The organism is Comamonas sp. GW821-FHT11H03, from assembly GCF_058807955.1.
Genome location: NZ_JBXARF010000007.1, coordinates 264,279 through 289,246, shown reverse-complemented (window position 1 = coordinate 289,246; position 24,968 = coordinate 264,279). Strand labels below are relative to the sequence as shown.

General features: G+C 63.1%; 21 protein-coding genes. 9 read left to right on the top strand and 12 right to left on the bottom strand.

Translation table 11 applies throughout. The annotated features are described in order from the left end of the window. The first annotated feature begins 9 nt into the window (after positions 1-9). Positions 10-2,319 (top strand): NADP-dependent malic enzyme, encoded by a 2,310-nt coding sequence (locus AC1RTQ_RS17205; protein WP_492877485.1) that lies wholly within the window; start codon positions 10-12, stop codon positions 2,317-2,319. Positions 2,320-2,389: 70 nt separating this feature from the next. Here AC1RTQ_RS17205 and AC1RTQ_RS17200 read toward each other — a convergent pair whose 3' ends face one another. From AC1RTQ_RS17200 to AC1RTQ_RS17180, 5 genes are all read right to left on the bottom strand, one after another. Further along, on the bottom strand, positions 2,390-2,539 hold the full coding sequence (locus tag AC1RTQ_RS17200; RefSeq protein WP_302092649.1) for a hypothetical protein: 150 nt from the start codon (positions 2,537-2,539) through the stop codon (positions 2,390-2,392). Positions 2,540-2,676: 137 nt separating this feature from the next. Further along, the gene (locus AC1RTQ_RS17195; RefSeq protein WP_492877483.1) at positions 2,677-3,444 is read right to left on the bottom strand and encodes a tyrosine-protein phosphatase; all 768 of its coding nucleotides are present in this window, start codon (positions 3,442-3,444) and stop codon (positions 2,677-2,679) included. A 154-nt stretch (positions 3,445-3,598) separates the two neighbouring features. Continuing rightward, a complete protein-coding gene (locus AC1RTQ_RS17190; RefSeq protein WP_492877481.1) occupies positions 3,599-5,140 on the bottom strand; it encodes a class I adenylate-forming enzyme family protein in 1,542 nt (513 codons plus the stop codon). Positions 5,141-5,154: 14 nt separating this feature from the next. Further along, positions 5,155-6,804: an acyl-CoA dehydrogenase family protein gene (locus tag AC1RTQ_RS17185; protein WP_492877479.1), complete on the bottom strand. Its 1,650-nt coding sequence runs from the start codon at positions 6,802-6,804 to the stop codon at positions 5,155-5,157. A gap of 80 nt (positions 6,805-6,884) precedes the next feature. Continuing rightward, on the bottom strand, positions 6,885-8,129 hold the full coding sequence (locus AC1RTQ_RS17180) for a branched-chain amino acid ABC transporter substrate-binding protein (protein ID WP_492877477.1): 1,245 nt from the start codon (positions 8,127-8,129) through the stop codon (positions 6,885-6,887). A 168-nt stretch (positions 8,130-8,297) separates the two neighbouring features. Here AC1RTQ_RS17180 and AC1RTQ_RS17175 point away from each other — a divergent pair, with 168 nt between their 5' ends. After that, the gene (locus AC1RTQ_RS17175) at positions 8,298-8,891 is read left to right on the top strand and encodes a TetR/AcrR family transcriptional regulator (protein ID WP_367882854.1); all 594 of its coding nucleotides are present in this window, start codon (positions 8,298-8,300) and stop codon (positions 8,889-8,891) included. A 64-nt stretch (positions 8,892-8,955) separates the two neighbouring features. On the opposite strand, the gene AC1RTQ_RS17170 is transcribed toward AC1RTQ_RS17175, so the two are convergent. Then, positions 8,956-11,892 carry a DNA topoisomerase III gene (locus tag AC1RTQ_RS17170; protein ID WP_492877475.1) on the bottom strand — a complete coding sequence of 979 codons (2,937 nt, stop codon included), beginning with the start codon at positions 11,890-11,892 and terminating at the stop codon, positions 8,956-8,958. Positions 11,893-12,009: 117 nt separating this feature from the next. Between AC1RTQ_RS17170 and AC1RTQ_RS17165 the strand changes: the two genes are divergently transcribed. From AC1RTQ_RS17165 to AC1RTQ_RS17155, 3 genes are all read left to right on the top strand, one after another. Next, complete coding sequence (locus tag AC1RTQ_RS17165; protein ID WP_492877473.1) at positions 12,010-12,516, top strand: SET domain-containing protein; 507 nt, start codon at positions 12,010-12,012, stop codon at positions 12,514-12,516. 156 nt (positions 12,517-12,672) lie between these two features. Next, a complete protein-coding gene (locus AC1RTQ_RS17160) occupies positions 12,673-13,503 on the top strand; it encodes a biotin--[acetyl-CoA-carboxylase] ligase (protein ID WP_304349478.1) in 831 nt (276 codons plus the stop codon). 164 nt (positions 13,504-13,667) lie between these two features. Beyond that, positions 13,668-14,480 carry an SPOR domain-containing protein gene (locus AC1RTQ_RS17155; protein ID WP_492877470.1) on the top strand — a complete coding sequence of 271 codons (813 nt, stop codon included), beginning with the start codon at positions 13,668-13,670 and terminating at the stop codon, positions 14,478-14,480. 90 nt (positions 14,481-14,570) lie between these two features. Here AC1RTQ_RS17155 and AC1RTQ_RS17150 read toward each other — a convergent pair whose 3' ends face one another. The 4 genes from AC1RTQ_RS17150 to AC1RTQ_RS17135 all read right to left on the bottom strand — a co-directional run bounded on the left by AC1RTQ_RS17150 (position 14,571) and on the right by AC1RTQ_RS17135 (position 18,581). Continuing rightward, positions 14,571-15,548 (bottom strand): tripartite tricarboxylate transporter substrate binding protein BugE, encoded by a 978-nt coding sequence (locus AC1RTQ_RS17150; RefSeq protein WP_034374884.1) that lies wholly within the window; start codon positions 15,546-15,548, stop codon positions 14,571-14,573. A 220-nt stretch (positions 15,549-15,768) separates the two neighbouring features. Next, on the bottom strand, positions 15,769-17,211 hold the full coding sequence (locus AC1RTQ_RS17145) for a sensor histidine kinase (protein ID WP_302092638.1): 1,443 nt from the start codon (positions 17,209-17,211) through the stop codon (positions 15,769-15,771). 91 nt (positions 17,212-17,302) lie between these two features. Further along, positions 17,303-17,980 carry a response regulator gene (locus AC1RTQ_RS17140; protein ID WP_003060046.1) on the bottom strand — a complete coding sequence of 226 codons (678 nt, stop codon included), beginning with the start codon at positions 17,978-17,980 and terminating at the stop codon, positions 17,303-17,305. Positions 17,981-18,089: 109 nt separating this feature from the next. Further along, the gene (locus AC1RTQ_RS17135) at positions 18,090-18,581 is read right to left on the bottom strand and encodes a MarR family winged helix-turn-helix transcriptional regulator (protein ID WP_492877467.1); all 492 of its coding nucleotides are present in this window, start codon (positions 18,579-18,581) and stop codon (positions 18,090-18,092) included. Positions 18,582-18,719: 138 nt separating this feature from the next. Here AC1RTQ_RS17135 and recA point away from each other — a divergent pair, with 138 nt between their 5' ends. From recA to AC1RTQ_RS17120, 3 genes are all read left to right on the top strand, one after another. Beyond that, positions 18,720-19,829: a recombinase RecA gene (gene recA, locus AC1RTQ_RS17130; protein ID WP_492877465.1), complete on the top strand. Its 1,110-nt coding sequence runs from the start codon at positions 18,720-18,722 to the stop codon at positions 19,827-19,829. A gap of 182 nt (positions 19,830-20,011) precedes the next feature. Next, positions 20,012-20,488: a recombination regulator RecX gene (gene recX, locus AC1RTQ_RS17125; protein WP_302092635.1), complete on the top strand. Its 477-nt coding sequence runs from the start codon at positions 20,012-20,014 to the stop codon at positions 20,486-20,488. Positions 20,489-20,539: 51 nt separating this feature from the next. Continuing rightward, positions 20,540-21,262, top strand: coding sequence for a hypothetical protein (locus AC1RTQ_RS17120; protein WP_302092634.1), 723 nt, complete (start codon positions 20,540-20,542; stop codon positions 21,260-21,262). A gap of 3 nt (positions 21,263-21,265) precedes the next feature. Here AC1RTQ_RS17120 and yddG read toward each other — a convergent pair whose 3' ends face one another. Together yddG and argC are read right to left on the bottom strand one after the other, a co-directional pair. Next, positions 21,266-22,189, bottom strand: coding sequence for an aromatic amino acid DMT transporter YddG (gene yddG, locus AC1RTQ_RS17115; RefSeq protein ID WP_492877462.1), 924 nt, complete (start codon positions 22,187-22,189; stop codon positions 21,266-21,268). Positions 22,190-22,389: 200 nt separating this feature from the next. Further along, complete coding sequence (argC, locus tag AC1RTQ_RS17110; protein ID WP_409812027.1) at positions 22,390-23,322, bottom strand: N-acetyl-gamma-glutamyl-phosphate reductase; 933 nt, start codon at positions 23,320-23,322, stop codon at positions 22,390-22,392. Positions 23,323-23,793: 471 nt separating this feature from the next. Between argC and sucC the strand changes: the two genes are divergently transcribed. Next, positions 23,794-24,954, top strand: a complete 1,161-nt coding sequence (sucC, locus tag AC1RTQ_RS17105) for an ADP-forming succinate--CoA ligase subunit beta (protein WP_492877460.1) — start codon at positions 23,794-23,796, stop codon at positions 24,952-24,954. The last annotated feature ends 14 nt before the right edge of the window (positions 24,955-24,968 follow it).

Here is a 24,968-nt window from a genome sequence, read left to right as displayed (position 1 = left end):
AGACCGCTGATGTCCGACACCAAGCCCATTACCTCGATTGATAAACGTGCGTTGCTGCGTCAGGCGGCACTGGAGTATCACGAGTTCCCCAAGCCCGGCAAGGTGGCCATCACGGCAACCAAGCCCATGGCCAATCAGCATGATCTGGCCTTGGCCTACTCGCCCGGCGTGGCTGCGCCCTGCGAGGAAATCGTCAAGGACCCCGCTGCGGCCTTCAAATACACCAGCCGCGGCAATCTGGTGGGCGTGATCTCCAACGGCACGGCAGTGCTGGGCCTGGGCGACATCGGTGCGCTGGCTTCCAAGCCCGTGATGGAGGGCAAGGGCGTGCTGTTCAAGAAGTTCGCCGGCGTTGATGTCTTCGATATCGAGATCGACGAGAAGGACCCGCAAAAGCTGGTCGACGTGATTGCTGCGCTGGAGCCCACCTTCGGTGCTATCAACCTCGAAGACATCAAGGCGCCCGAGTGCTTCTTCGTGGAGCGCGAGCTGCGCAAGCGCATGAACATTCCCGTCTTCCACGACGACCAGCACGGCACGGCCATCACCGTGGCTGCGGCCATGGTCAATGCGCTTAAGGTCGCCGGCAAGAAGATCGAAGAGGTCAAGCTGGTGGCCTCGGGCGCCGGTGCTGCGGCCCTGGCCTGCCTGAACCTGCTGCTGGAAGTGGGCCTGAAGCGCGAGAACGTGTTCGTGACCGACATCGCCGGCGTGGTCTATGAGGGCCGTACCGAGCTGATGGACCCGGACAAGGCGCTGTTTGCCCAGAAGACCGAGCTGCGCACGCTGGGTGAGGTGATCAAGGGCGCCGACGCCTTCCTGGGCCTGTCCGCCGGCAACGTGCTCAAGCAGGACATGGTCAAGAAGATGGCGGCCAGGCCCATCATCTTCGCGCTGGCCAACCCCAACCCGGAAATCATTCCTGAAGATGTGAAGGCGGTGCGCGACGACGCCATCATCGCCACGGGCCGCACGGACTACCCCAACCAGGTCAACAACGTCCTGTGCTTCCCCTACATCTTCCGTGGTGCGCTGGACTGCGGTGCGACCACCATCACCACTTCCATGGAGATCGCCTGCGTGCACGCGATTGCCGCGCTGGCCCAGGCCGAGCAGTCCGAAGAAGTGGCAGCCGCCTATGTGGGCGAGGTGCTGAGCTTCGGCCCCGAGTACCTGATTCCCAAGCCCTTCGATCCGCGCCTGATGCTGGTCGTGGCACCGGCCGTGGCCCAGGCTGCGGCCGAAGCCGGTGTGGCCAAGCGCCCCATCCAGGACATGGATGCCTACCGCGAGCACCTGAAGACCTTTGTCTACGCCTCCGGCACCATGATGAAGCCCATCGTGCATGCCGCCAAGAAGGCCACCAAGAAGCGCGTGGCCTATGCCGAGGGCGAGGAAGAGCGTATCCTGCGCGCGGCCCAGATCGTGGTCGACGAACGCATTGCCCGCCCGACACTGATCGGCCGTCCCACCATCATTGCCCAGCGCATCGAGAAGTTCGGTCTGCGCATGAAGGAGGGTGCCGACTACGACGTGGTCAACGTCGAGCATGACGAGCGCTACCGCGACTTCTGGCAGAGCTATCACCGCATGACGGAGCGCAAGGGCATCACCGCTCCCATCGCCAAGATCGAAATGCGCCGCCGCCTGACGCTGATCGGCTCCATGCTGCTGCACAAGGGCGAGGTCGACGGCCTGATCTGCGGCACCTGGAACAACACCAATGTGCACCTGAACTACATCGATCAGGTCATCGGCAAGCGCAGCGGCGTGACCACCTATGCCTGCATGAACGGCCTGCTGCTGCCCGAGCGCCAGGTGTTCCTGGTCGACACCCACGTCAACTACGACCCCACGGCCGAGCAACTGGCCGAGATCACCATCATGGCTGCCGAGGAAATGATGCGCTTCGGCATCAAGCCCAAGGCTGCGCTGCTGAGCCACTCTAACTTTGGCTCCAGCAACCAGCCCAGCGCCATCAAGATGCGCCAGACCCTGGAGCTGCTGCGCGAGCAGGCTCCCTGGCTGGAAGTGGATGGCGAAATGCATGGCGATGTGGCCCTGGACGGCAAGGCCCGCGCCAAGCTCATGCCCAACAGCACGCTGCTGGGTGATGCCAACCTGCTGGTGTCGCCCAATATCGACGCCGCCAACATCAGCTACAACCTGCTCAAGCAGGCTGCCGGCGGCGGCATTGCAGTGGGCCCGGTGCTGCTGGGTGCGGCCAAGCCCGTGCATGTGCTGACTCCCAGCACCACGGTGCGCCGTATCGTGAACATGACGGCGCTGACCGTGGCCGACGCCAACGTCAGCCGTTAATTACGAGGCAAAAACAAAAGCCCGCCGTGCATGGAGCACGGCGGGCTTTTTTGTGCCTGAGGCGGGGGGCCTACCAGGTGCGGCTGACGCCTGCGTCCACCGTGCCAAAGATTTCCACGCTGCCGGAGCCGCTGGAGCTGGAGGAGGCCGGCATGGTGCCGGAGCAGGCCGTCAGCGCCAGCGTGGCGGCTGCTGCGGCCAGGGTGAGCCATTTGCGCATCTGCATTTCCTTGTCCGCATCCATTGCGGCTTGTGGCCCATGGTAGCGGGCCGAAGATCCCCTGTCGTAACAGCTTGTTATGCCTGAGATCGGTATGAAACCAATTCAGGATAAGCATTGACAGCTATCAAATTTGATCAGGTCTCCAGATACAGCCCGGCCAGTCGCTCGCGCGCAGCACCATCGATACCCAGCACCTGGGTCAGATAGCGGTCCACGCTGCCATGCTGGGCGCGCACCACATCGACCGAGGCCATCAGGTAGGACGGCTGCACGCGCCACAGCGCATCCAGAGCCTCTTCGGACAGCTGGCCGTACATCTGGGCGGGGCGTCTGAAGTATTGATTGGTCAGCAGATAGTCCTCCATGATCTGCTCCTCGTCCACACCCAGGGCCGTCAGCAGCAGGGCAGCGGCCCAACCCGTGCGGTCCTTGCCGGCCGTGCAGTGAAAGACCAGCGGCGCATCGCTGAGTTGCAGCAGCGCAAGGAACTGTGCAAAACGATCGCCGTACACGTTCACAAAGCTGCGGTAGGTGTCATGCATCAGCTCTTCGGTATCGCGGCTGCTGAGGTGGCGGCCCTGCTCCATCATGGACTGGGCGCGCTGCACTACCGTGGGCTCAACGACCAGTGCATGGCGCTCGATCCTGGGCCAGTCATAGGACAGATGCGCGCTTTCGCCTTCGCCGCGAAAGTCCGCGCTGCGGTGTATGCCCAGCGCTTGCAGCTGCTCCAGGTCTTGCTGTGTCAGATGCGCCAGATGGGCGGAGCGGTACAGCTTGCCCCATTGCAGGCGGCGGCCGTCCAGGCCCTGATATCCGCCCAGATCACGGAAATTGGAGGCTCCCGAGAGGGAGACTTGGCGCGCCGGGCGCTCCGTCAGCAGGTCGTGGTTCAGTTGCATATCACTGCTTATAGCGGATTGCAAAGACCCGTCCATGTCATCCGTGTTACCCGGGTGCGGAAGCAGGATCGCCGGCCCGAACGCAAAGCGCCGCATGCCCAGGACATGCGCCGCCGAACCTGTCCGAAGCGGTTTTGCGACAGTGCCTTCGCACTCAATGGCTGCTCGCGCTGCCGCGCAGCATGTGCTTGAGCAGCTTGCCGGTCGCGGTGCGTGGCAGTGTGTCACGGACTTCGAAGATGCGCGGAATCTTGTAGCGAGCCAGCCTGGTCTCCATGAACTGGCGCAGATCGTCATGGTCCGGCGTCTTGCCGGGCTTCAGGGTCAGCACTGCCACCACGGTCTCGCCCCATTCGGGATGAGGGCGGCCGATGACGGCCACGTCCTGCACATCGTGGTGGGTGCAGAGCACGTCTTCCACTTCCTTGGAGTAGACGTTCTCGCCGCCGGTGACGATCATGTCCTTGAGTCTGTCCACGATGTAGAGATAGCCGTCCTCGTCCACGCGCGCCAGGTCGCCGCTGAGATACCAGCCCTGCTCGTCCAGCACGGCGGCCGTGGCCTCGGGGCTGTCCAGATAGCCTTGCATCATGGCCGCAGAGCGCAGGCAGATCTCGCCCACTTCGCCGGGGCCGCAGAGGCCGCCGTCCTGGCGGCGCACTTCCAGTTCAACACCGGGTATGGCGCAGCGGCCTATGGAGCCTGCCTTGGCCACGGCCTCTTCGGGGTAGAGCACGGTGCCCAGAGGGCCTGATTCGGTCATGCCATAGACCTGCATGAAGCGGTCGCTGCGATAGGCCTGAGCCAGCTTGCGTGCCATGTCCGAGCCCAGCGGGCCACCGCCGTAGGCCCACAATCGCATGGCGCTGAAGTCGTAGCTGGCCACATCGGGCACCACGGACAGCGGAGCCAGAAAGGCAATCGGTGCGCCAAAGGTGAAGCTGATGCGTTCCTGTGCCAGCGTTTCCAGAAACTCCCATGGCGCATATTCACGCATCAGCACGGCGGTGCCGCCCATGAGCAAGGTGCCCAAGAACCAGTTGTTCAGCGGAGACGAGTGCCAGATGGGCATGGCGATCAGCGTGCGCTCCGTGGGCGACAGCGAGGTGGCTGCCGCTGCGCAGAGCGCTGCATGGAAGACATTGGCATGGCTGTGCAGGCAGCCCTTGGGCTGGCCCGTGGTGCCGGAGGTGTAGAGAATCTCGGCCAGCGCATGTGGCGCAGGTCGGCCATGCTCGTCGCCGCAGGGCGCAGCCTGCGCCAGCAGCTCATCGAAGCAGTCCAGGCCTTCGGTGGCAGAAGCGGTACTCAGCCACTGCATGTCGGCCAATGGCTGTGGTTCGGCCTCGATAGCGGTGATCAGCGAAGCGCGTGCACCGTCCACAAGGCACAGTCGAGCACCCGAGTGGCGCAGTATGTAGCTGACTTCCGGGGCCTGCAGCTTGTGGTTGATGGGCACGACGACCGCGCCCAGCCGCCAGGCACCAAGCAGCGCAAACACGAAGCCCGGGGTGTTGAAGCACAGCAGGCCTACCTTGTCGCCCTGGCGCACGCCTTTCTCACAAAGCACGGAGGCGGCGCGGCGGCCGGCCTGCGCCAGCGCGGCATAGCTCCAGTCCTGACCGTCGGCGCGCAGCGCCAGCTTTTCGGGGCGCGTACGTGCCTGCTGGTCGAGCAGGGAAATGAAATTCATCATTGCTGGCGTCCTCCTCAGCCAGTCCAGGCATTGCGCAGCAGGGCGGCTGGGTCGCTGCTGGCGCAGGCAACACCTGCCACCGGGCCCCAGTCCGGGTCGAAGCGGCTGCCGATGAAGGCCGAGGCACTGTCGCTGCCCGCATGCTGCAGCATCAGTGTGGCTTGCACCGTGACGGCCAGGCGCTGGGTGAAGCGGCGAGCCTCGCGCTCCAGCTCCTGCGGGGGCAGGGTGACGGCCTGGCGCAGCTTGTCCACCTGCGCACGCAGCACGGCTTCCTCCGAGCCGACTTCGCGCAGATGGTCCAGCAGCAGATGGGCGTCGTCCGGGTTGCGGGCAATGGCGCGCAGCACATCCAGGCACATGACGTTGCCCGAACCCTCCCAGATGGAGTTGACGGGTGCTTCGCGGAACAAGCGCCCCATGGGGCCGGTCTCCACATAGCCGTTGCCGCCGAAGACTTCCATGGCTTCGCCGGTGTAGCCCACGGCACGCTTGCAGTTCCAGAACTTGGCGGCAGGCGTGACAATGCGGCGCCAGGCCTGATCCAGAGGGTCTTCGGAGCCAAAGCGTGCGGCCAGATCCATGGCCAGCCAGGTGGCGGCTTCGGACTCCAATGCCATATCGGCCAGCAGGCCGGTCATCACCGGCTGCTCCACAAGGGGCAGGCCGAAGGCATGGCGGTTGCGCGTGTAGTGCAGGGCCTGCACCAGGGCCTGGCGCATAAAGCCTGCACTGGACAGCGCACAGTCCAGGCGGGTGTAGGTGGCCATTTCGATGATGGTGGAAATGCCCCGACCTTCCTGGCCTATGAGCACGCCCCAGGCGTTGTCGAACTCCACTTCGCTGCTGCTGTTGGAGCGGTTGCCCACCTTGTCCTTGAGGCGCTGGATATGAATGGCGTTCTTGCTGCCGTCGGGCCGCCAGCGTGGCACGAAAAAGCAGGTGGGGCCTCGCTCCTCGGTCTTGGCCAGCACCAGATGCCCGTCGCACATGGGAGCCGAGAAGAACCACTTGTGGCCGGTGATCAGGTATTCCTCGCCCCAGGAGCCGCTGCTGCCCGATGGGTTCAGGGCCACGGCGCGCGTGGTGTTGCTGCGCACATCGCTGCCGCCTTGGCGCTCCGTCATGCCCATGCCCACGGTGATGGAGCGCTTGCCCTCGACGGGAATGTCGCGCGCGTCGTAGTCGGTGGATTCCAGCAGCGGCCCCAGCGCCGCATTGAGCTGGGGGTTGATGCGCACCAGCGCAATGCTGGCCTTGGTCATGGTGGTCGGGCAGGTCGAGCCGGACTCGATCTGGCTGTGCATGAACAGCGATGCGCCATAGGCTGGCCAGGCCGTCTGCCGCTGGTCGGTGAAGGGCAGGTTGGAGATACCGTTGCGCCGTGCAATCGTCATCATCTGGTGCCATGCGGGGTGAAAGCGCACCTGGTCGATACGGTCGCCTGTGGGCGAGTGCGTGTGCAGCTCGGGCTCGAAGTGGTTGGCGTCTTGCGCAGCGCGCAGCGTGGCTTCGGCGCCATATTCCGCACCCTGGCGTTGCAGCTCGGGGTCGCGCCACTGTGCGCCGCCGCGTGTCACGGCACGCTGCAGCACCGGGTCGCTGGTGTAGACGTTGTAGTCCTTGAGCTCCGGGACCTGGTTGTGGGGGTGGATGCCAGTCATGATGTCTCTTCCTTGCTATGTGGCCCTGCCCGCAGCAGGGCGCAGGGCTTGTGATTTCTGGGGCACGCCAGACAGGCGGTTCAGGAGGGCCGCTTCATATTGCAGCTGGTGTCCAGGCTGGATGCCTGTGCGGAAACCGTGCTGACGGGTTTCCATCCCAGGCCTGTTCCTTCCTGGTCATGCACCACCGTCTTGCCGTCCACTTTTTCCCAGCTCAGCACATGGATGGGTTGCTGGGCCTGGTGGTCGCTCTTGCGCATTTCCACGGGGCCGTTGAGGCCGTCAAAGCGCATGCCCGACATCCTGGCCGCCACGGCGGCAGGTTCCACGGACTTGGCCTCGCGCATGGCCTGGGCCAGCATCAGCATGGCGTTGTGGCCCAGGCCGTTGATGAAGTCCTCGTTGAACTGGCGCTTGAAGCCCGGCAGCAGCGGGCTGCTCATCAGCGGCTCAGAGTTGGGGCTGAAGGCGGAGATCAGCTTGACCCGGCCCTGTCCTGCTGCACCCATGGCGCTGGGCACGCCGAAGTTGTTGCCGTTGAGGGTGTAGAAGTCCGTGTTCAGACCCGCTTCGCGCGCAGCCCGCACGATCAGCGCCAGATCGGCACCGAAGTCCGCAGTGATGACGGCATCGGCTCCGGATTGCTTGATCTTGGCGATATAGGGTGAGTAATCCTTGACCTGGCCCAGCGGGTGAAAGTCATCGCCCACGATCTTCAGGTCGGGGCGCTTGGCCGCCAGCATGCTGCGCGCGGCACGCGAGACTTCCTGGCCGTAGGCATAGTTGGGGTTGAGCAGAAAGACCTGCTTCACCTGCTTTTGCCCGGCCAGGTAAGAGGTCAGCGCGGCCACCTTCATGTCCGAATTTGCATCGGTGCGGAAATGCCAGTAGCTGCACTTGGCATTGGTCATCTGCGGTGCCTGGGCCGCATAGTTCAGGTAGATGATTTCCTTGCCGGGGTTGCGGCTGTTGTGCTTTTCGATGGCCTCCTGCAGCGCCAGGCCCACGGCCGAGGAGCTGGCACCCTGCACCACATAGCGGATGTTCTGTCCGATGATGGAGTTGAGCTGGCTCAGCGCCTCCTGTGCGGAGAGGCGGTTGTCGAAGGGCACGACCTCGAACTTCACGGCACCGGCCCAGCTTTGTTCGTTGGCAAGCCTGGCGCTGTACTGGAAGCTCTTGAGCACATTCAGGCCCAATCCCGCCATGGGGCCGCTCATGGCATCCAGCGAGGCAATCTTCACCACCGTGGCCGGCTGCGCGTGAACGAGTGATGCGCAGGCCAGAGCCACTGCTGCCAAGGGCGTGGAAATACGAGGGTGCATGCTTGTCTCCGTCTTCTCATAAGAATTTTTTATTCACCAGGCCGCAATGCACAATGGCATCGAAGTACCTGTCAAAAATTCTAGGAAACCGTGCAAAAAAGGTGTTCGGATTTGGCCAGCATGAAACCACGCACTCGTTCGACCGCGACAGCAGGGCGTCGCCGCCCTTTGCAGTCCCGTGCGCGGCAGACGTTTCAGGCCTTGCAGGACGCCTTTGTTCGGCTTTTGCTGGAGCGCAGTTACGCGCAAATCACCGTGCGCGAGATCGTCCTGGTGGCGGGCACCGGGCTGGGCAGCTTCTACGAGTACTTCTCGGGCAAGGAAGACCTGGCCAAGGTTTGCCTGCATCTGCGCTCCAAGTCACTGCTGCTGGGCATTCGCGGCGTGACCAGCAGCCATGCGGGCCAGCCGCTGATGCAGATTGCCGAGGCGGTGATCGAGTCACAGCTGCAGGCGCACCGTGAGCGGGCAGATGAATGGGGTGCCCACTATCTGCTGGAGCGCCACTACTCCACTTCGGAGGCCTACCGCAAGATGTTCGAGCGCTTTGTGGATGCCTGGGCCGCAGCCATAGAGCAGGCCGTCGATCTGCCCCTGGACTACCCGGTGCGCGATGCTGCACGGGTGAGCCAGTGCATTTTGTACGGCCTGTTCAATCACAGCTATCTGGCCGCCGATGCACCGCCGGATCTGGACTTGCTGCGCCAGCGCGCCAACACGGCCATATCTGGCTATCTGAGCGCCTTGCGCTGCGCTGCCTGAAATGAAAAGACCGCCAGCGGCAAGCCGTGGCGGTCTTGGTTGGTCATTGCGGCAGGGCTGGCGATCAGCTCACATGCTTGCCCACAATGCCGGCCAGCTCGAACATGCTGATCTGCTCCTTGCCGAACACCGGCTTGAGCTTGGCGTCGGCGTTGATGGCGCGCTTGTCCTTGGCGTCCTGCAGTCCGTTGGCCTTGATGTAGTCCCAGAGCTTCTTGATCACGTCGGGGCGCGAGGTGGGCTCGCTGCCGATCACGGCGGCCAGGTCGGCGCTGGGCTTGAGCGTGGCGCTCACGGTGCGAGGCTTCTTCACCGCAGCGGTCTTGGTCGCTGCCTTGGCCGCCGTCTTGGTCGCCGTCTTCTTGGCTGCCGTGCCTGTCTTCTTGGCGGCAGCCGTTGTGGTCTTGGCCGCCGCTGCGCCAGCCGTCTTGCGTGCCGGGTATTTGCCTTCGCGCTGCTCGAACTCGAAGTTCACCTTGCCTGCAGCACCATCCCAGACGAGGAAGGCCTTGAAGTTGCGGCGCGTGCGGTTGGAGACGAACTTCTCCAGCAGATCGGTCTTGCCGGTCTGCAGCAGCTTGCTCATCTGCTCGCGCTCGATGGGCTGCTGCAGAATGATCTGGCCGCTCTTGAAGTCGCAGCTGGGCGTGGTCTGGGCCAGCGTGGGCACGGCCTTGGAGCAGACATAGTTGGCGCCATGCTCGAAGACGGGCGAGCCGCACTTGGGGCAGGGGCCCAGGCTTTGCTGATGGGCAAAGTCCACGATCTCGCCCGTGTCCTCGGAGTCCTTGTCGTCGCCGAAGTCGAATTCCAGCTTGTAGTTCTTGGCTTCTTCGTCGTGCACGATGGCGACTTCGGCCACAAACGGCCAGCCGGCCTTGGAGCGGAAGCCTTCCAGCGGGCCGATACGGCGATCGCGCAGCAGCTGCTCGGCCTCGGACGTCTCAAAAGTGCGGCCCGCAGGGGACTTGGTGAACGAGAAGCCGCAGCCTTCGCTGGCACCATTGGCGCCCGTGCAGGCGTAGCGGCGGTAGTTTTCCTTGACCACACCGCCGCAGTTGGGGCAGGGCGTGGAGAGCGTGGCGTAGTCACCGGGGATGGTGTCGCGGTCGTATTCCTTGGCCTTCTTGACCAGCTTCTCGGTCATGGCCTGAATCTGCTGCATGAAGGCTTCGCGCGACAGCTCGCCCTTTTCCATCTGCGACAGCTTGTATTCCCACTCGCCGGTCAGATCGGCGCGGCACAGCTCTTCCACCTGCAGGCCGCGCAGCAGCGTCATCAGCTGGAAGGCCTTGGCCGTGGGAATCATCTCGCGGCCTTCGCGCAGCATGTACTTTTCCGTAATCAGGCCTTCGATGATGGCCGCGCGCGTGGCTGGCGTGCCCAGGCCCTTTTCCTGCATGGCGCTGCGCAGCTCTTCATCGTCGATCTGCTTGCCGGCGCTTTCCATGGCGCCCAGCAGCGTGGCTTCGGAGTAGCGCGCGGGTGGCTTGGTCTTCAAGGCCTTCACGTCGGCGTGGTCGGTCTGGGGGCGCTCGCCCGGCTGCACGGCCACCAGCGGTTGACCCTTGTCGCCTTCCTTGGCATCTTCCACCTCGTTGGCTGCTTCCTTGCCGTAGATGGCCAGCCAGCCCGGCTTGACCAGCACCTTGCCCTCGGTCTTGAAGGAATGCTGCTCCACCTTGCTGATGCGCGTGGTGACCTGGTATTCGGCGCTGGGGAAGAACACGGCCATGAAGCGGCGCACCACCAGGTCGTAGAGTTTCTGCTCGGCCTCGGACAGGCCGGAGGGGGCCTGCGTGGTGGGGATGATGGCAAAGTGATCCGACACCTTGCTGTTGTCAAACACCCGCTTGGTGGGGCGGATGTAGTTGTCGTTGATGGCCTGCTGGGCAAAGGGCGCCAGATGGCGCATGCCGCTGGTGGCCAGCATGTCGAAGGTCTGCTTGGCGACCGGCAGATAGTCTTCGGGCAGTGCGCGCGAATCGGTACGCGGATAGGTCAGGGCCTTGTGGCGCTCGTACAGGCTCTGTGCCAGTGCGAGAGTCGTCTTGGCCGAGAAGCCGAACTTGCCGTTGGCTTCGCGCTGCAGGCTGGTCAGGTCGAACAGCAGGGGCGAAGCCTGCGTGGTGGGCTTGCTCTCTTCGGTCACCTGGGCGGGCTTGCCCTGCACGGCGGCGGCAATCGCATCGGCTTCGGCCTTGTTCCACAGGCGGTCGGCGCGGCTCTCGGCGTCTTCGCTCTTCTTCCACTGCGGGTTGAACCACTTGCCCAGATAGCTGCCGGCCTGCGCGTTGAAGCTGCCGTGCACTTCCCAGTAATCGCGGCTGACGAATTTACGGATTTTTTCTTCGCGCTCCACCACCAGGGACAGCGTCGGTGTCTGCACGCGACCCACGGTGGTCAAAAAGAAGCCGCCGTCGCGCGAGTTGAAGGCCGTCATGGCGCGCGTGCCGTTGATGCCCACCAGCCAGTCGGCTTCGGAGCGGCTGCGCGCGGCGCTGGCCAGGCCTTGCATCTGCTGGTCGCTGCGCAGGTTGTTGAAGCCGTCACGAATCGCCTGAGGCGTCATGGACTGCAGCCACAGGCGCTTGACGGGTTTGCCCAGGCCCCCTTTGGCGCCGCCTGCGTATTGCTCGATCAGGCGGAAGATCAGTTCACCCTCGCGGCCCGCGTCACAGGCATTGATGAGTTCGGTCACATCCTTGCGCTTGGCCTGCTTGACCACGGCGTTCAGGCGGGTCTTGGTCTTGTCCACGGGCTTGAGATCAAAGCGCGGGGGAATGACCGGCAGATTGGCAAAACTCCATTTGCCGCGTTTGACGTCGAATTCTTCGGGCGCCTGAATCTCCACCAGGTGGCCGACCGCACTGGTCACCACATAGCTGTCGGATTCGAAATAGTCATCGTGTTTTTCGAACTTGCCTGCCACCGGGGTCAGCGCACGGACGATGTCCTGTGCGACAGAAGGCTTCTCTGCAATCACCAGGGTTTTAGTCATTGTGTGTTCTCGTCGTCATTAACCACCTGAACCCGAATCAAAACTCAGGCTCATACAATTCGCTTCTCATGCGCGCGCATGCGCACATGTGTGCATATTCAAAGTATCAGAGAAAACATGCCCCGCACATCACTGGCCTCTTCAACGGGCCGCCGCATCCAGACCCGGCGCTCCGGCGTTCATGGCAAAGGCGTTTTCGCCGCGCAGGATATTGCGCAAGGCGAAACCATTATTGAGTACGTGGGCGAAGTGATTGACTGGCAGCAGGCGCAGGACCGTCATCCGCATGATCCCAGCCAGCCCAATCACACTTTTTACTTTCAGGTCGACGATGAGCGGGTGATAGATGCCACGCACAAGGGCAACTCCTCGCGCTGGATCAACCACAGCTGCGCGCCCAACTGCTACACCGACGAGATCGACGGTCGCGTCTATATCGTGGCGCTGCGCAATATTGCAGCGGGCGAGGAGCTGAACTATGACTATGGCCTGATGGTGGAGGAGCGCTATACGGCCAAGCTCAAGGCTGAATATGCCTGCTACTGCGGCGCTGCGAACTGCCGCGGCACCATGCTGGCGCCGAAAAGGGGCTGGAAACCGCCGATGCCGGCTGCCACCCCCTGAGCGGCTTTGCCTAGGCGGCCCCGCCGCTTCCCCCTCTCTCGCTTCGCGGGAAGGGGACGACGCCATCGCCGCGAGGCGGCTCTTGCTCGGCGTCTCTGAGTTGGAACATGCTTATTCAAGGCGTGCCCGCTGCATAGAAATTTTGGATAAAGAGAAATGACTCAGCCGATTCACTGGAATGCCGAAGCCTTGTGGGAAGCCATTGCGCCGCAGCTGCCGGGCTTTACGGTCGAGGTGCTGCCTAGCATCGACTCCAGCAACACCGAACTCATGCGCCGCGCGCGAGACGGGCTGACGGAGCCGGTGCTGTTGATTGCCGAGCAGCAAACCCAGGGCCGAGGCCGTCTGGGCCGCAACTGGGTTAGCGGCGTCGGTGATTCGCTGATGTTCTCGCTGGGCCTGCCGCTGGCACCGCGCGACTGGTCGGGGCTGTCATTGGCGGTGGGCGTGAGTGTGGCCGAGAGCCTGCAGCCCCAGCTTCCCGCAGCGGGGGCTGCGCCCAAGATCGGCATCAAATGGCCCAACGATCTGTGGCTGGAGGGCGACCGCAAGCTGGCCGGCATTCTGATCGAGACCGCCAGCTTTGTCGGCGGCCAGCAACACGATATGACGGCGCCGCGCTATGTGGTGATCGGTATCGGCATCAATGTGCGTCCGCGTCCCGGTGACGGCATGCGCACGGCCCCGGCCTGCCTGCAGGAGCTTGATGCGGCACTGGATGCGCCCACGGCCCTGGCCTGCATATTGCCAAACCTGGTGGCCGAGGTGCAGAGCTTTGCCCGGCATGGCTTTGCTCCGCTGATGCAGCGTTTCGCCCAGCGCGATCTGCTGGCTGGACGCGAAGTGAATCTGAGCGACGGCACCAGCGGCATGGCTCAGGGTGTGGCTGCTGATGGCGGCTTTCTGGTGCGTACCGCGACCGGGCTGCAAGCCGTGACCAGTTCCGAAATCAGCGTGCGCCCGGCTGGCAGCCCGCTGCAGGCTTGAAATGAAGCACCTCCTGAGGCGCTTTGCGCCTTCCTCCTCTCTCTACGCGCTGCGCGCTAGGGCAGAAGGACGCAGCCCTCGCTGCGGGGCGGCGGGGCCGCCCGGGCCCTTGCTCGGCTGCCCGCGAGCGGCTGCAGCCCATGGATAACTGATGTGAGAAACCTATGCTGAGAATCGTTTTTCTGCTCCTGGTACTGGGCAACGCGGGTTACTACATGTGGAGCCACGGCTATCTGGCCGGCATGGGGCTGGCGCCGGAGTTGCAGTCCGAGCCGCAGCGCCTTCAGGAGCAGATCAGGCCCGATGGCCTGGTGCTGCAGCAGCCCGAAGCGGTGCAAGCTCCGGACGATGAACCTGCAAAGACTGCGGAGCCCGAAGCGCCTGCGGTGGACGACAGTGCGCCGCCCGCCGTTCCCGAAAGCAAGTCGGATGACAAGTCCGGCGCTGCAACCGTCGCGGCCAGGGAAATCAAGGATGCCAAGGACGCCAAGGACACAAAGGATGTCAAGACCGCCATTAAGGAGCCCGAGGCCTGCTATCAGGCCAACGGCATCGAAGAGGTGCAGGCCGACAGCATTCGCCGTGCGCTGGCGGGCAAGTCCAAGAGCGATTGGGAGCTGGTGGCCAGCCATCAGGGCGGACGCTGGATGGTCTATATGGGCAAGTTCCCAGACGCCGAATTCATGGACCGCAAGCGCGGCGAGCTGCGCCTGATGAATATCGACTTCGACCGCGCCGGCGGCAGCTTCGAGCCCGGTCTGTCGCTGGGGCGTTTTTCGACGGAAGAAGCCGCCCAGCGCCAGCTGGCCACTTTCGCGCGCCAGGGCGTGCGCACCGCGCGCGTGGTGCAGGAGCGCCCCGATGTGACAACCTATGCGCTGCGTCTGCCCAAGGCCACGCCGACCTTGCGCAACGAAGTGGCGGCGCTTGCTGGCAAGAATCTGTTGCCCAAGGCTTTGCAGGTCTGTCCTAAGTAATTTTCGTAGCTGCTATCGCAAGAAAGGCCTGCATTTGCAGGCCTTTTGTATTGGAAAACCAGTTACGACAAGCGTAACCAGCTCCTATTTTTAGTCCAGATGAATATTGGCGACAGCGGCCAGCTTCTTCATCTTGGCCACTTCGCTGGCGATCTGCTTGGTGAAGTCGGCGCTCGATGTGCCCGAGGGGTACAGGCCTTGAGCAGCCATGCGCTGCTTGACGGCGGGATCCTTGAGTGCGGCAATGATGGCTTTTTGCACACGTTCCACTTGTGCTGCGGGCGTGTTCTTGGGGGCCACCAGGCCGAACCAGGAAGGCTCGTTCAGATCGGGGTGACCGGCCTGCGCATAGGTCTGCACATCGGGCAGCACGTCCAGGCGTTCATGCCAGGACACGGCCAGGGCGCGCACCTTGCCCGACTTGATATGGGGCAGGGACGAGTTCACCTGATCGAAGTACACGGGAACCTGGTTGCCCAGCACGTCGTTGATGGCCGGAGCCGAGCCACGGTAGGGAATGTGGTGCATTTCGGTGCCCGTGCTCTTGAGGAACTGGGCGCCCCACATATGGCCGATGGTGCCGTTGCCGGGGGTGGCATAGGACACCTTGCCGGGGTTGGCCTTGAGGTAGGCCACAAACTCGGCAAAGGTCTTCACGGGAATCAGCTTGGGGTTGATCACCAGCACGCCGGGGGCCTTGACGATTTCGGTCACGCCCACGAAGTCGTTGATCGCGTCGTAAGGCAGCTTCTTGAACACGGCGGGGTTCACGCCATGGGTGGACAGGGTGGCAATGCCGAAAGTCACGCCATCGGTGGCGCGAGCCACTTCGGCCATGCCGATGGAGCCGCCGGCACCGGCCTTGTTTTCAATCACCACGGCCTGGCCGCCCAGCAGCTTGATCAGCACGTCCTGCATATTGCGGGGCACCATGTCGGTAGGGCCGCCAGCGGGGAAGGGCACGACGATGCGCAGAGGACGCGATGTGTCCTGCGCCATGGTCATGCCGGAGAAAGAAGAAGCGGCTGCGGCAGCAGCGGCGGTGTAGATGAATTGACGTCTTTGCATCAAAAAGCTCCCAGGATCCAGTGATTCCAAATTGTTGTCTTGCAGAGCACAAATAGCGACTCTTCAGACAACCCATGACCGAATTGATTCTAGGGTAAGCGAGAGCTTGCTAAATACGCAGTTTCCGATGCCTGCATCGGGGCAAATGGGCGCAAAGCCAAGCCTGGCGCGGCTTCTCAGCCTTGTCAGGCACCGAATTGGTGCATTTCGAGCTTGCGCTTTACTGCTGTCCGGGCATGGCCTTGAAGCGCACGGTAAACAGCGCCCCAGGCGGGGTATGACCGGGCCTGGCTTCTTGCAGCAGCACCTGCGCTCCATGCTGACGGGCGATTTCCATGACGATGGGCAGGCCCAGACCGGAGCCGTCGGCTTCGGAGCCCAGCGCCCGGTAAAAGGGCTGGAAGATCAGTTCGCGCTCGGCCAGCGGCACGCCGGGGCCGGAGTCCTCGACCTGCAGCAGCAGAATCTGGCCGAAATGATCGGCCTGCACGCGCACGGTGACCACGCCCGGCTGTTCGCTGGTCGATGGCGTGTAGTTGATGGCGTTGTCCACCAGATTGCGCACCAACTCGGCGAGCAAGGTGGCATTGCCGTTGAGCCAGACACCGGGCGTGCTGGCGCTGGCGCCCTCGTAGCCCAGGTCGATGTGCTTGTCCATGGCGCGCGGCAGGCAGTCCTGCACCACGTCGGTGACGATGCGCACGAGGTTGCAGCCTTGCATGGCGGGCACGGCGCTCTCGGCCCGTGCCAGTGCCAGCAGCTGGTTGACAGTATGGGTGGCACGCATGCTTGAGCGGCCGATCTGCGCCAGCGAGCGCTTCAGGTCTTCGGTGTTCGTGCCCTCGCGCTGGGCCAGGTCGGCCTGCATGCGCAGCCCCGCCAGCGGGGTCTTGAGCTGGTGGGCGGCGTCGGCCAGAAAGCGCTTTTGCGTGGCGATGGAGTCATGCAGCCGCTGCAGCAGATCGTTGACCGAATCGACCAGCGGCACCACTTCCAGCGGCACATCCTTGTGGTTGATGGGCGAGAGATCCTCGGGCTTGCGCGCGCGGATGCGCTCTTCCAGTCGGTGCAGCGGCTTGATGCCGCGCGCCAGCGCCAGCCAGACCAGCAAGGCGGCCAGCGGCAGGATGACGAACTGCGGCAGCATCACGCCCTTGATGATTTCCGTGGCCAGCACGCTGCGCTTTTCGCGTGTTTCCGCGACCTGCACCAGGGCATTGGGCTCGCCGGGCAGCGGCATGCGCACCCAGATATAGGCCACGCGCAGGTCAATGCCCTTGTATTCCTCATCGCGCAGCAGCACCGTGCCGGTGGGCGGGTCCTCGTCGACGGCGGGTGGGCGGGGCAGGTCGCGCTCGCCCGCCAGATATTCGCCCCTGGTGCCGCTGACCTGAAAGAACACAGTGTCCGACTCATCGGCGCGCAAGATCTCGCTGGCCGACTGCGGCAAATTGAACTGCACCTTGCCGCGTTGCACGATGACCAGCTGGGCCAGGGCCTGGGCGTTGTACTCCAGCGCGCGGTCGAAGGGCTTGTTGGCCAGACCCTGGGCCACCAGCCAGGTCAGCGCCAGGCTCACGGGCCAGAGCAGCAGCAGCGGCGTGAGCATCCAGTCGAGGATCTCGCCAAAGAGGGATCGCTGCTCACGCTGAAAGATCTTCATGGGTGGGGCGCTATCTCATGCAAGAGGCAGCCAGCGAGGGCCGCCCCGAAGCCAAGGCTGCCGTCCCCCTGGGGGGAAGCGGCAAAGCCGCTCAGGGGGGGGTGATTTTTTCCAGGCAGTAACCGAGGCCGCGGACGGTGGCGATGCGGATCGGGCCTTTCTCGATTTTCTTGCGCAGACGGTGGATATAGACCTCGATGGCGTTGTTGCTCACCTCTTCGCCCCATTCGCACAGGCGCTCCACCAGCTGGTCCTTGCTGACCAGACGGCCCGCGCGCTGCAGCAGCACTTCCAGCAGGCCCAGCTCGCGCGCCGACAGCTCCACCATCTTGCCGTCGATGGTGGCGACCCGGCCGGTCTGGTCGTAGACCAGCGGGCCGTGCTTGATGGTGGAGCTGGCGCCGCCCATGCCGCGACGCGTGAGGGCGCGCACGCGCGCTTCCAGCTCGGACAGCGCAAACGGCTTGGCCATGTAGTCGTCGGCACCATAGTCCAGGCCCTGTACGCGCTCTTCGATCGAATCGGCGGCCGTGAGAATCAGCACCGGAAGCGCATCGCCGCGCCCACGCAGGCGCTTGAGCACTTCCAGACCGTGTACCTTTGGCAGGCCCAGATCGAGAATCAGCAAATCGAATTCGCTGCTGGTCAGCAAGGCGGTATCGGCCTCGCTGCCATTGGCCACATGGCTGACAACGGCGCCCGAGCTGCGCAGCGTGCGCAGCAGGCCGTCTGCCAGCACCTGGTCGTCTTCGGCAATCAGTATGCGCATGTGTGTCTCCTGGTTGTTATGTGTGCCTGTTTGCACTTTTGCTGCCATTGTAGGGATGGCTCGTGGCCGTTCAGGGCAATTCTCGACAGCCGCTTACAGGCGTCGAATCTCAATAGCCTTCGGCATAGGCTTCCAGGCCCAGCGCGACCACGGTGGCCACATCCGTGCCCACGGCTTCGCGAAATTCGGCCTCCGCCTGGCTTACGGCGTCGTGAAAAGCCTGCAGCCAGGCCAGACCCGCATCGGTGAAGCGCACGCGCCTGGCGCGCGCATCATGCGGGTCGCTCTCGCGCGTGACCAGGCCCCAGGATTCGCACTGCGTCACCAGATCGGCCATGGCCTGTTTGGTCATGCCGGCCTTGTCGGCCAGATCGGTGAGCCGGTCGCCAGCCAGCGACAGATGGCGCGTGATGTGGATATGGGCCGCCCCCACCTTGTCGCGTGCCGCCAGGTTGGACAGCGCCAGCGGCACCTCCACTGCACGCGCCATGAGCTGCAGCACGCGCGCATCGAAGCGGCGCATGGCATGACCCAGCAAACGGCCCAGATGGGTCTGGCGCCAGGCATCGGCGGGCGGGGTGACATGGGCGATTTCCGACATGGATAAATAGTAAGGCAAACTGACTAAATATTTAAATAAATTTGCAGTATCAGCCTCTAAACTACTGTTCAAGCATCCAGCCTGAATACATAAACAGGACTGGCTACAGACAGTCATTCACCTATTTCGGAGCCTGATATGAACGCCATCGCCAAGACCAACGACGCCAACAGCGAAAAAGCCAAAGCCCTGGCTGCAGCCCTGGCCCAGATCGAAAAGCAGTTCGGCAAGGGCACCATCATGAAGCTCGGTGAAGGTGAAGCCATCGAAGACATTCAGGTCGTCTCCACCGGCTCTCTGGGTCTGGACATCGCGCTGGGCGTAGGCGGTCTGCCGCGCGGCCGCGTGATTGAAATCTACGGCCCCGAATCCTCGGGCAAGACCACGCTGACGCTGCAGGTCATTGCCGAGATGCAAAAGCTGGGTGGCACCTGCGCCTTTATCGACGCCGAACATGCGCTGGACACCAGCTATGCCCAGAAGCTGGGCGTGAACCTCAGCGAGGTGCTGATCAGCCAGCCCGACACCGGTGAGCAGGCACTGGAGATCTGCGACAGCCTGGTGCGCTCGGGGGCCGTGGACCTGATCGTCATCGACTCGGTGGCCGCCTTGACGCCCAAGGCCGAAATCGAAGGCGAGATGGGCGACGCCCTGCCCGGCCTGCAGGCCCGCCTGATGAGCCAGGCCCTGCGCAAGCTGACGGCCACCATCAAGAAGACCAACTGCATGGTCATCTTCATCAATCAGATCCGCATGAAGATCGGCGTGATGTTCGGCTCGCCCGAGACCACCACCGGCGGCAATGCGCTGAAGTTCTATGCCTCCGTGCGTCTGGATATCCGCCGCACCGGCACCATCAAGAAGGGCGACGAGGCCATCGGCAACGAAACCAAGGTCAAGGTCGTGAAGAACAAGGTCTCGCCCCCCTTCAAGACGGCCGAGTTCGACATCCTGTTTGGCGAAGGCATCAGCCGCGAAGGCGAGATTCTGGACATGGGCGTGAACGCCAAGATTCTGGAAAAGAGCGGTGCCTGGTACGCCTACAACGGTGAAAAAATCGGCCAGGGCCGCGACAACTCGCGTGAGTTCCTGCGCGAGAACCCCGCGCTGGCCATCGAAATCGAGAACAAGGTGCGCGATAGCCTGGGCATCAAGCTGCTGCCCGTGGACGGTGCTGCGGCTGCCGAAGCCAAGCCTGCCAAGGGCGGCAAGGGCAAGGTAGACAAGGACGGAGTGATTGAAGGTTGATTCTTCCCCTGAGGCGCTATGCGCCTTTCGTGAAAGGGGACGACATCCTCGCAGCAGTGCGGCCCTTGCTTGATGTCCCTGGCTTGGTGAACGCCAGTGTTTGAGTTCGGGCCTTATTGCTCAAAAGGTTTGCCATCTTTGCGCAGGTTCGTCCTGCGCCTTTTTGTTTCTGGAGATGCGTCGTGAGCTTTGCCAAGCTTTCACTCAAAGGCCGAGCCCTGAAGCTGCTGGGGCAGCGCGAGCATTCGCGTCTGGAGTTGCAGCGCAAGCTGGCGCCGTATGTGGAAGAGGGCGATGACCTGCGGGCCATTCTCGATGAGCTGGAAAAGCGCGGCTTCATCAGCGCGCAGCGGGTAGTGGATTCCGTCATTCACAGCAAGTCCAGCCGCTTTGGCACGGCGCGGCTGGTGCAGGAGTTGCGCAGCAAAGGGCTGGACGATGAAGTGGTGCGCAACGCGAGCGAGCAACTGCGCGATACCGAGCTGGAACGTGCCCGTGAGCTGTGGCGCAAGCGCTTTGGCACGCCGCCTGCCGATATCAAGGAAAAGGCCAAACAGCTGCGCTTCATGGCGTCGCGGGGCTTTTCCTCTGCCGTGGCATCGCGGGTTTTGCGCGAGGCTCCATACTCGGCGTTCGACGAAAGTGATGACGCGGGCTGAGAACTGCACGCAGCCGGCGACCGTTAGACTCCGTGACGGAAAGGACAATGCATGCCCTCAACAGCCTCGAATCCGGATACTGTGTCCGCCTTGCGTGTCGGCCTGAGCGCAGGCAAATCCCTGCTGGGTGGCCTGATGCTCGGCATTGCGCTGGCTCTGGTGCTGGGCTGCACCTCGGCCGCTTTCTACTTCCTGCGCCTGGACGGGCCGGGCATGCCTGCGGCGGCCCATGCCGGTGGCGCGGGGGCTTTCATCACCTTGCTGTTTTCGCCGTCGCTGGTGGTGGCCCTGCTGCTGGTGTTCATCATCCCGGCCTATGTGATGGTGGGCCTGCAGATCGGGCGCGCCCGCGCCACTGGCAAGCTGGTGGCGCGTTATGGACAGGGCTTGTCGCAGCGGTTGGCCGAGATGCTGGCGCAGCGCATCGAGTCTATGCCCCGTGCGCACAATGCACTGCACAAAACCGCCGACCTGCTGAACATGAGCACGGCCATGGAGCATCTGAAACCCTGGATTGGCGATGGCCGGGCGGTGCAATGGGTGGTGCGTACGGTGCTCAATCGCCTGCCGCTGTCCGAGGTGATGGACGAATGGGGCCGGACGCGTGCCGAGTGGGGTGAGCAAGCCAGCCGGGGAGACCCGGCGCTGCGTGCCTTTGTGGGCGAAAAAATTCAGAGCCTGCTGCAGGAGATGGCCGAGCCGTCGTGGACGCTGCTGTGGATTGTGATGGCCGTGCATGCGGTGGTATTGGGCCTTGGCATCTGGCTGACCTGAGGCTTATACCGGCGCAGGCGTGCGCGTTGCCCACCAGCAGACCAGCGAACCCAGCGTTACCAGTGCCACGCCTTGCCAAAAGCTCCAGCCCGGCAGCACCTGCAGCAGTGCACTGGCCATCAGCGCCGAGAGCACCGGTGTGAAATAGGACGCCGCAGCCAGCAGGGCCAGCTTGCCATGCTGGATGCCGTGCTCCCAGCAGCTGTAGCCCATTGCCGTGAGCGCCCCGACCAGCAAGACCTGGCCGGCGGTCAGCCAGGTCCAGAGCATGGGCTGTGGCTCGCCCAGCATCAGCCACTTGAGCCACAGCGCGATGGCAGTCCAGGTCACGAACAGACCCACGGCGTTGAAGCCTGCGCCATAGCGGCGCGCCAGCAGCGAGTAGGTCGGCCAGAGCAGGGCGGCAGCAAAACCCATGCCATAGGCCAGCGGGTTGCCCAGCACATGGCTCCACATGAGCGGCAGGCTGAAGCTGTCGCCGCCCAGCACGCGCGCCAGACCCCACAGGCAGATCAGCACGCCTGGCCACAGCCACCAGCGAGCCGCCTGCTGGCCGCACAGCACGGCCAGCACGATGGTGAGGCTGGGCCAGAGATAGTTGATGAGCCCGATCTCCATGGCCTGGCTGCGGTCGTGGGCCAGGCCCACGGCTACGGACAGGCAAATCTCATAGACCACAAACAGCAGGCCGCAACCCCAGAGATAGGCAGGGTGCATGCTGCGCCAGCGTGCCAGCTCGCGCCAGCCTTTGCGCCCGCGTGCTGCGGCAACGCAGATGGCGGCCATGGTGTAGAGGCAGGCCGCGCCGCCGACGGCACCCAGCGGCTCTGCCACGGCACGCATCAGGCCCACGGTGCAGCTCCAGCAGAGCACGGCCAGCAGGCCGATAAGCGTGGCACGCCGGGCGGCGGCTTCAGTGGGGTTCATGGAGAGGCGCTTTTAAAACAGGAGCTTTATGCGCAATGTAGGCAACGATTTGATGCATCTTTTGCATTGAAGTCCTTGTCTGGATGGCGCTGTAAGCTATTGATTTTATTGTTTGTCCCCAGCGGGGCCAAGTGCTGATCATCGCCGCGAAATCAATAAAAAACGGCCCATAGGGCCGTTTCAGCAGAGACTGGGCGCGCTCAGAGGCCCAGCATGATCTGCAGGTTCTGCACGGCGGCGCCGCTGGCACCCTTGCCCAGATTGTCCAGACGCGCGATCAGCACGGCCTGGCGGTATTGCTCGTTGGCAAAAACGCGCAGCTCCAGCTTGTTGGTATTGGCCAGGGTGTCGGCGGCCAGCTTGTTGTCGTCCGTGGGCGGCAGCACGCTGACCCAGTTGGCGCTGGTATTGGTCCGGGCGTAGTGGCTGGCCAGCGCGTCGTGCAGGTCGGCGGCCTTGGGGGCACCGGGCAGCAGATCCAGGTGCAGCGGCAGCTGCACCAGCATGCCCTGGGCAAAGTTGCTCACTGCGGGGATGAACACGGGGCGGCGGGTCATGCCGGTGTAGTGCAGGATTTCGGGAATGTGCTTGTGCGACAGGCCCAGTGCATAGGCCTCGTAAGGCGCGGCATCGCCGCCTTCATAGGCTTCGATCATGCTGCGGCCGCCGCCGCTGTAGCCGGACACGGAAGGCAGGCTCACGGGGTAGTCGGCGGGAATCAGGCCAGCAGCCACCAGCGGTGCCAGCAGGGCGATGGCGCCCGTGGCGTAGCAGCCGGGGTTGGAGACGCGGGTGGCGCTCTTGATGGCCTCGAGCTGGCCGGCGCGCAGTTCGGGGAAACCGTAGACCCAGCCTGCGGCCGTGCGATGGGCGGTGGAGGCGTCGATGATCTTGATGGCGCGGCCGGTCTCTGCGGTGATGGAGTCCACCATGGCGGCAGTTTCGCGGGCGGCATCGTCGTGCAGGCAGAGGATGACCAGATCCACACCGGCAATCAGAGAGCGTTTGGCGGCCGGGTCCTTGCGCAGTGCGGGGTCGATGCTGACCAGCTCCACCCCTGCAAAATCGACCAGACGCTCACGGATCTGCAGACCCGTGGTTCCTGCTTCTCCGTCAATAAAGACTTTTGCCATTGCATTTTCTCCTGCACCGGCGCGCGCATTTCTTGGTTTCTATGCCGCTGCCTGCGGCACCATTGCCGCTTTACGAGCGGTGATTGTCCTTGAATCTCGTCAGGGATGTGCACGGCCTGTCTTTGCACAAGTCTTGCGCGAATGGCCCAGTAGACGTAGCAGCTATTAGCGGTTGTCAGCACATTGCCAGCCGCAGCCTCAAGGCCTTTAACTCGTATATAAGACATAAGAAAGTTGCGGGAAGAAAAGATATCGTGTAGGAATAATTTCCCTAAAGAATTCAAGGCATTGCAGCTGTTTCCGGAACACGACAAAGTTGCGCGAAATTGTGGATTTTGCGCATGTTCAGGTGTCGTTTTGCGCGGTGCAGCATGGTACATTCCTGCTCGCCATGTCATATGAACCCGATGGCCAGGCTCCCCCGAGTCGCTGGCAAGCGGGTATTTCCCCTCAGTTCAGAGAGACAAAGTCATGAAGATTCATGAATACCAAGGCAAGGAAATCTTGCGCCAATTTGGTGTGCCCGTTCCCCGTGGCATTCCTGCGTTTACCGTGCAAGAGGCTGTTGAAGCAGCCCAGAAGCTGGGTGGACCCGTGTGGGTGGTGAAGGCCCAGATCCACGCTGGTGGCCGCGGCAAGGGCGGCGGCGTGAAGGTTGCCAAGTCCATCGAGGACGTGCAAAAGCTGTCCGAGCAGATCCTGGGCATGCAACTGGTGACTCACCAGACCGGCCCCGAAGGCCAGAAGGTCCGTCGTCTGTACATCGAAGACGGCGCCGACATCAAGAACGAGCTGTATGTGTCGCTGGTGACTGACCGCGCCACACAGAAGGTGGCCCTGATCGCTTCCAGCGAAGGCGGCATGGACATCGAGGAAGTGGCTCACTCCACTCCCGAAAAGATCATCACCGAGATGATCGACCCGCTGACCGGCATCACCGAAGCGCAATCGCGCAAGGTGGCAGCTGCCATCGGTCTGGAAGGCGCTTCCATCGACCAAGCCGTAGACATCTTCGCCAAGATCTACAAGTGCTACATGGAAACCGACGCGTCGCTGGTGGAAATCAACCCCCTGAACTGCGACTCCAAGGGCAACCTGATGGCTCTGGACGCGAAGTTCAACTTCGACCCCAACGCGCTGTTCCGTCATCCCGAAATCGTGGCCTTCCGCGATCTGGACGAAGAAGACGCTGCCGAAATCGAAGCCTCCAAGTTCGATCTGGCCTACATCTCCCTGGACGGCAACATCGGCTGCCTGGTCAACGGCGCTGGTCTGGCCATGGCCACCATGGACACCATCAAGCTGTTCGGCGGCGAACCTGCCAACTTCCTGGACGTGGGCGGCGGCGCTACGGCCGAGAAGGTGACAGAAGCCTTCAAGATCATGCTCAAGAACCCTGAAGTCAAGGGTATTTTGGTCAATATCTTCGGCGGCATCATGAAGTGCGACACCATCGCCAACGGCGTGGTCACTGCCTGCAAGGCCGTGAACCTGAGCGTGCCTCTGGTCGTGCGCATGAAGGGCACCAACGAAGAACTGGGCAAGCAAATCCTCAAGGATTCCGGTCTGCCCATCATCGCTGCTGACACCATGGCTGAAGCAGCGACCAAGATCGTTGCTGCCGTTAAGTAATACGCCCCGGAGAT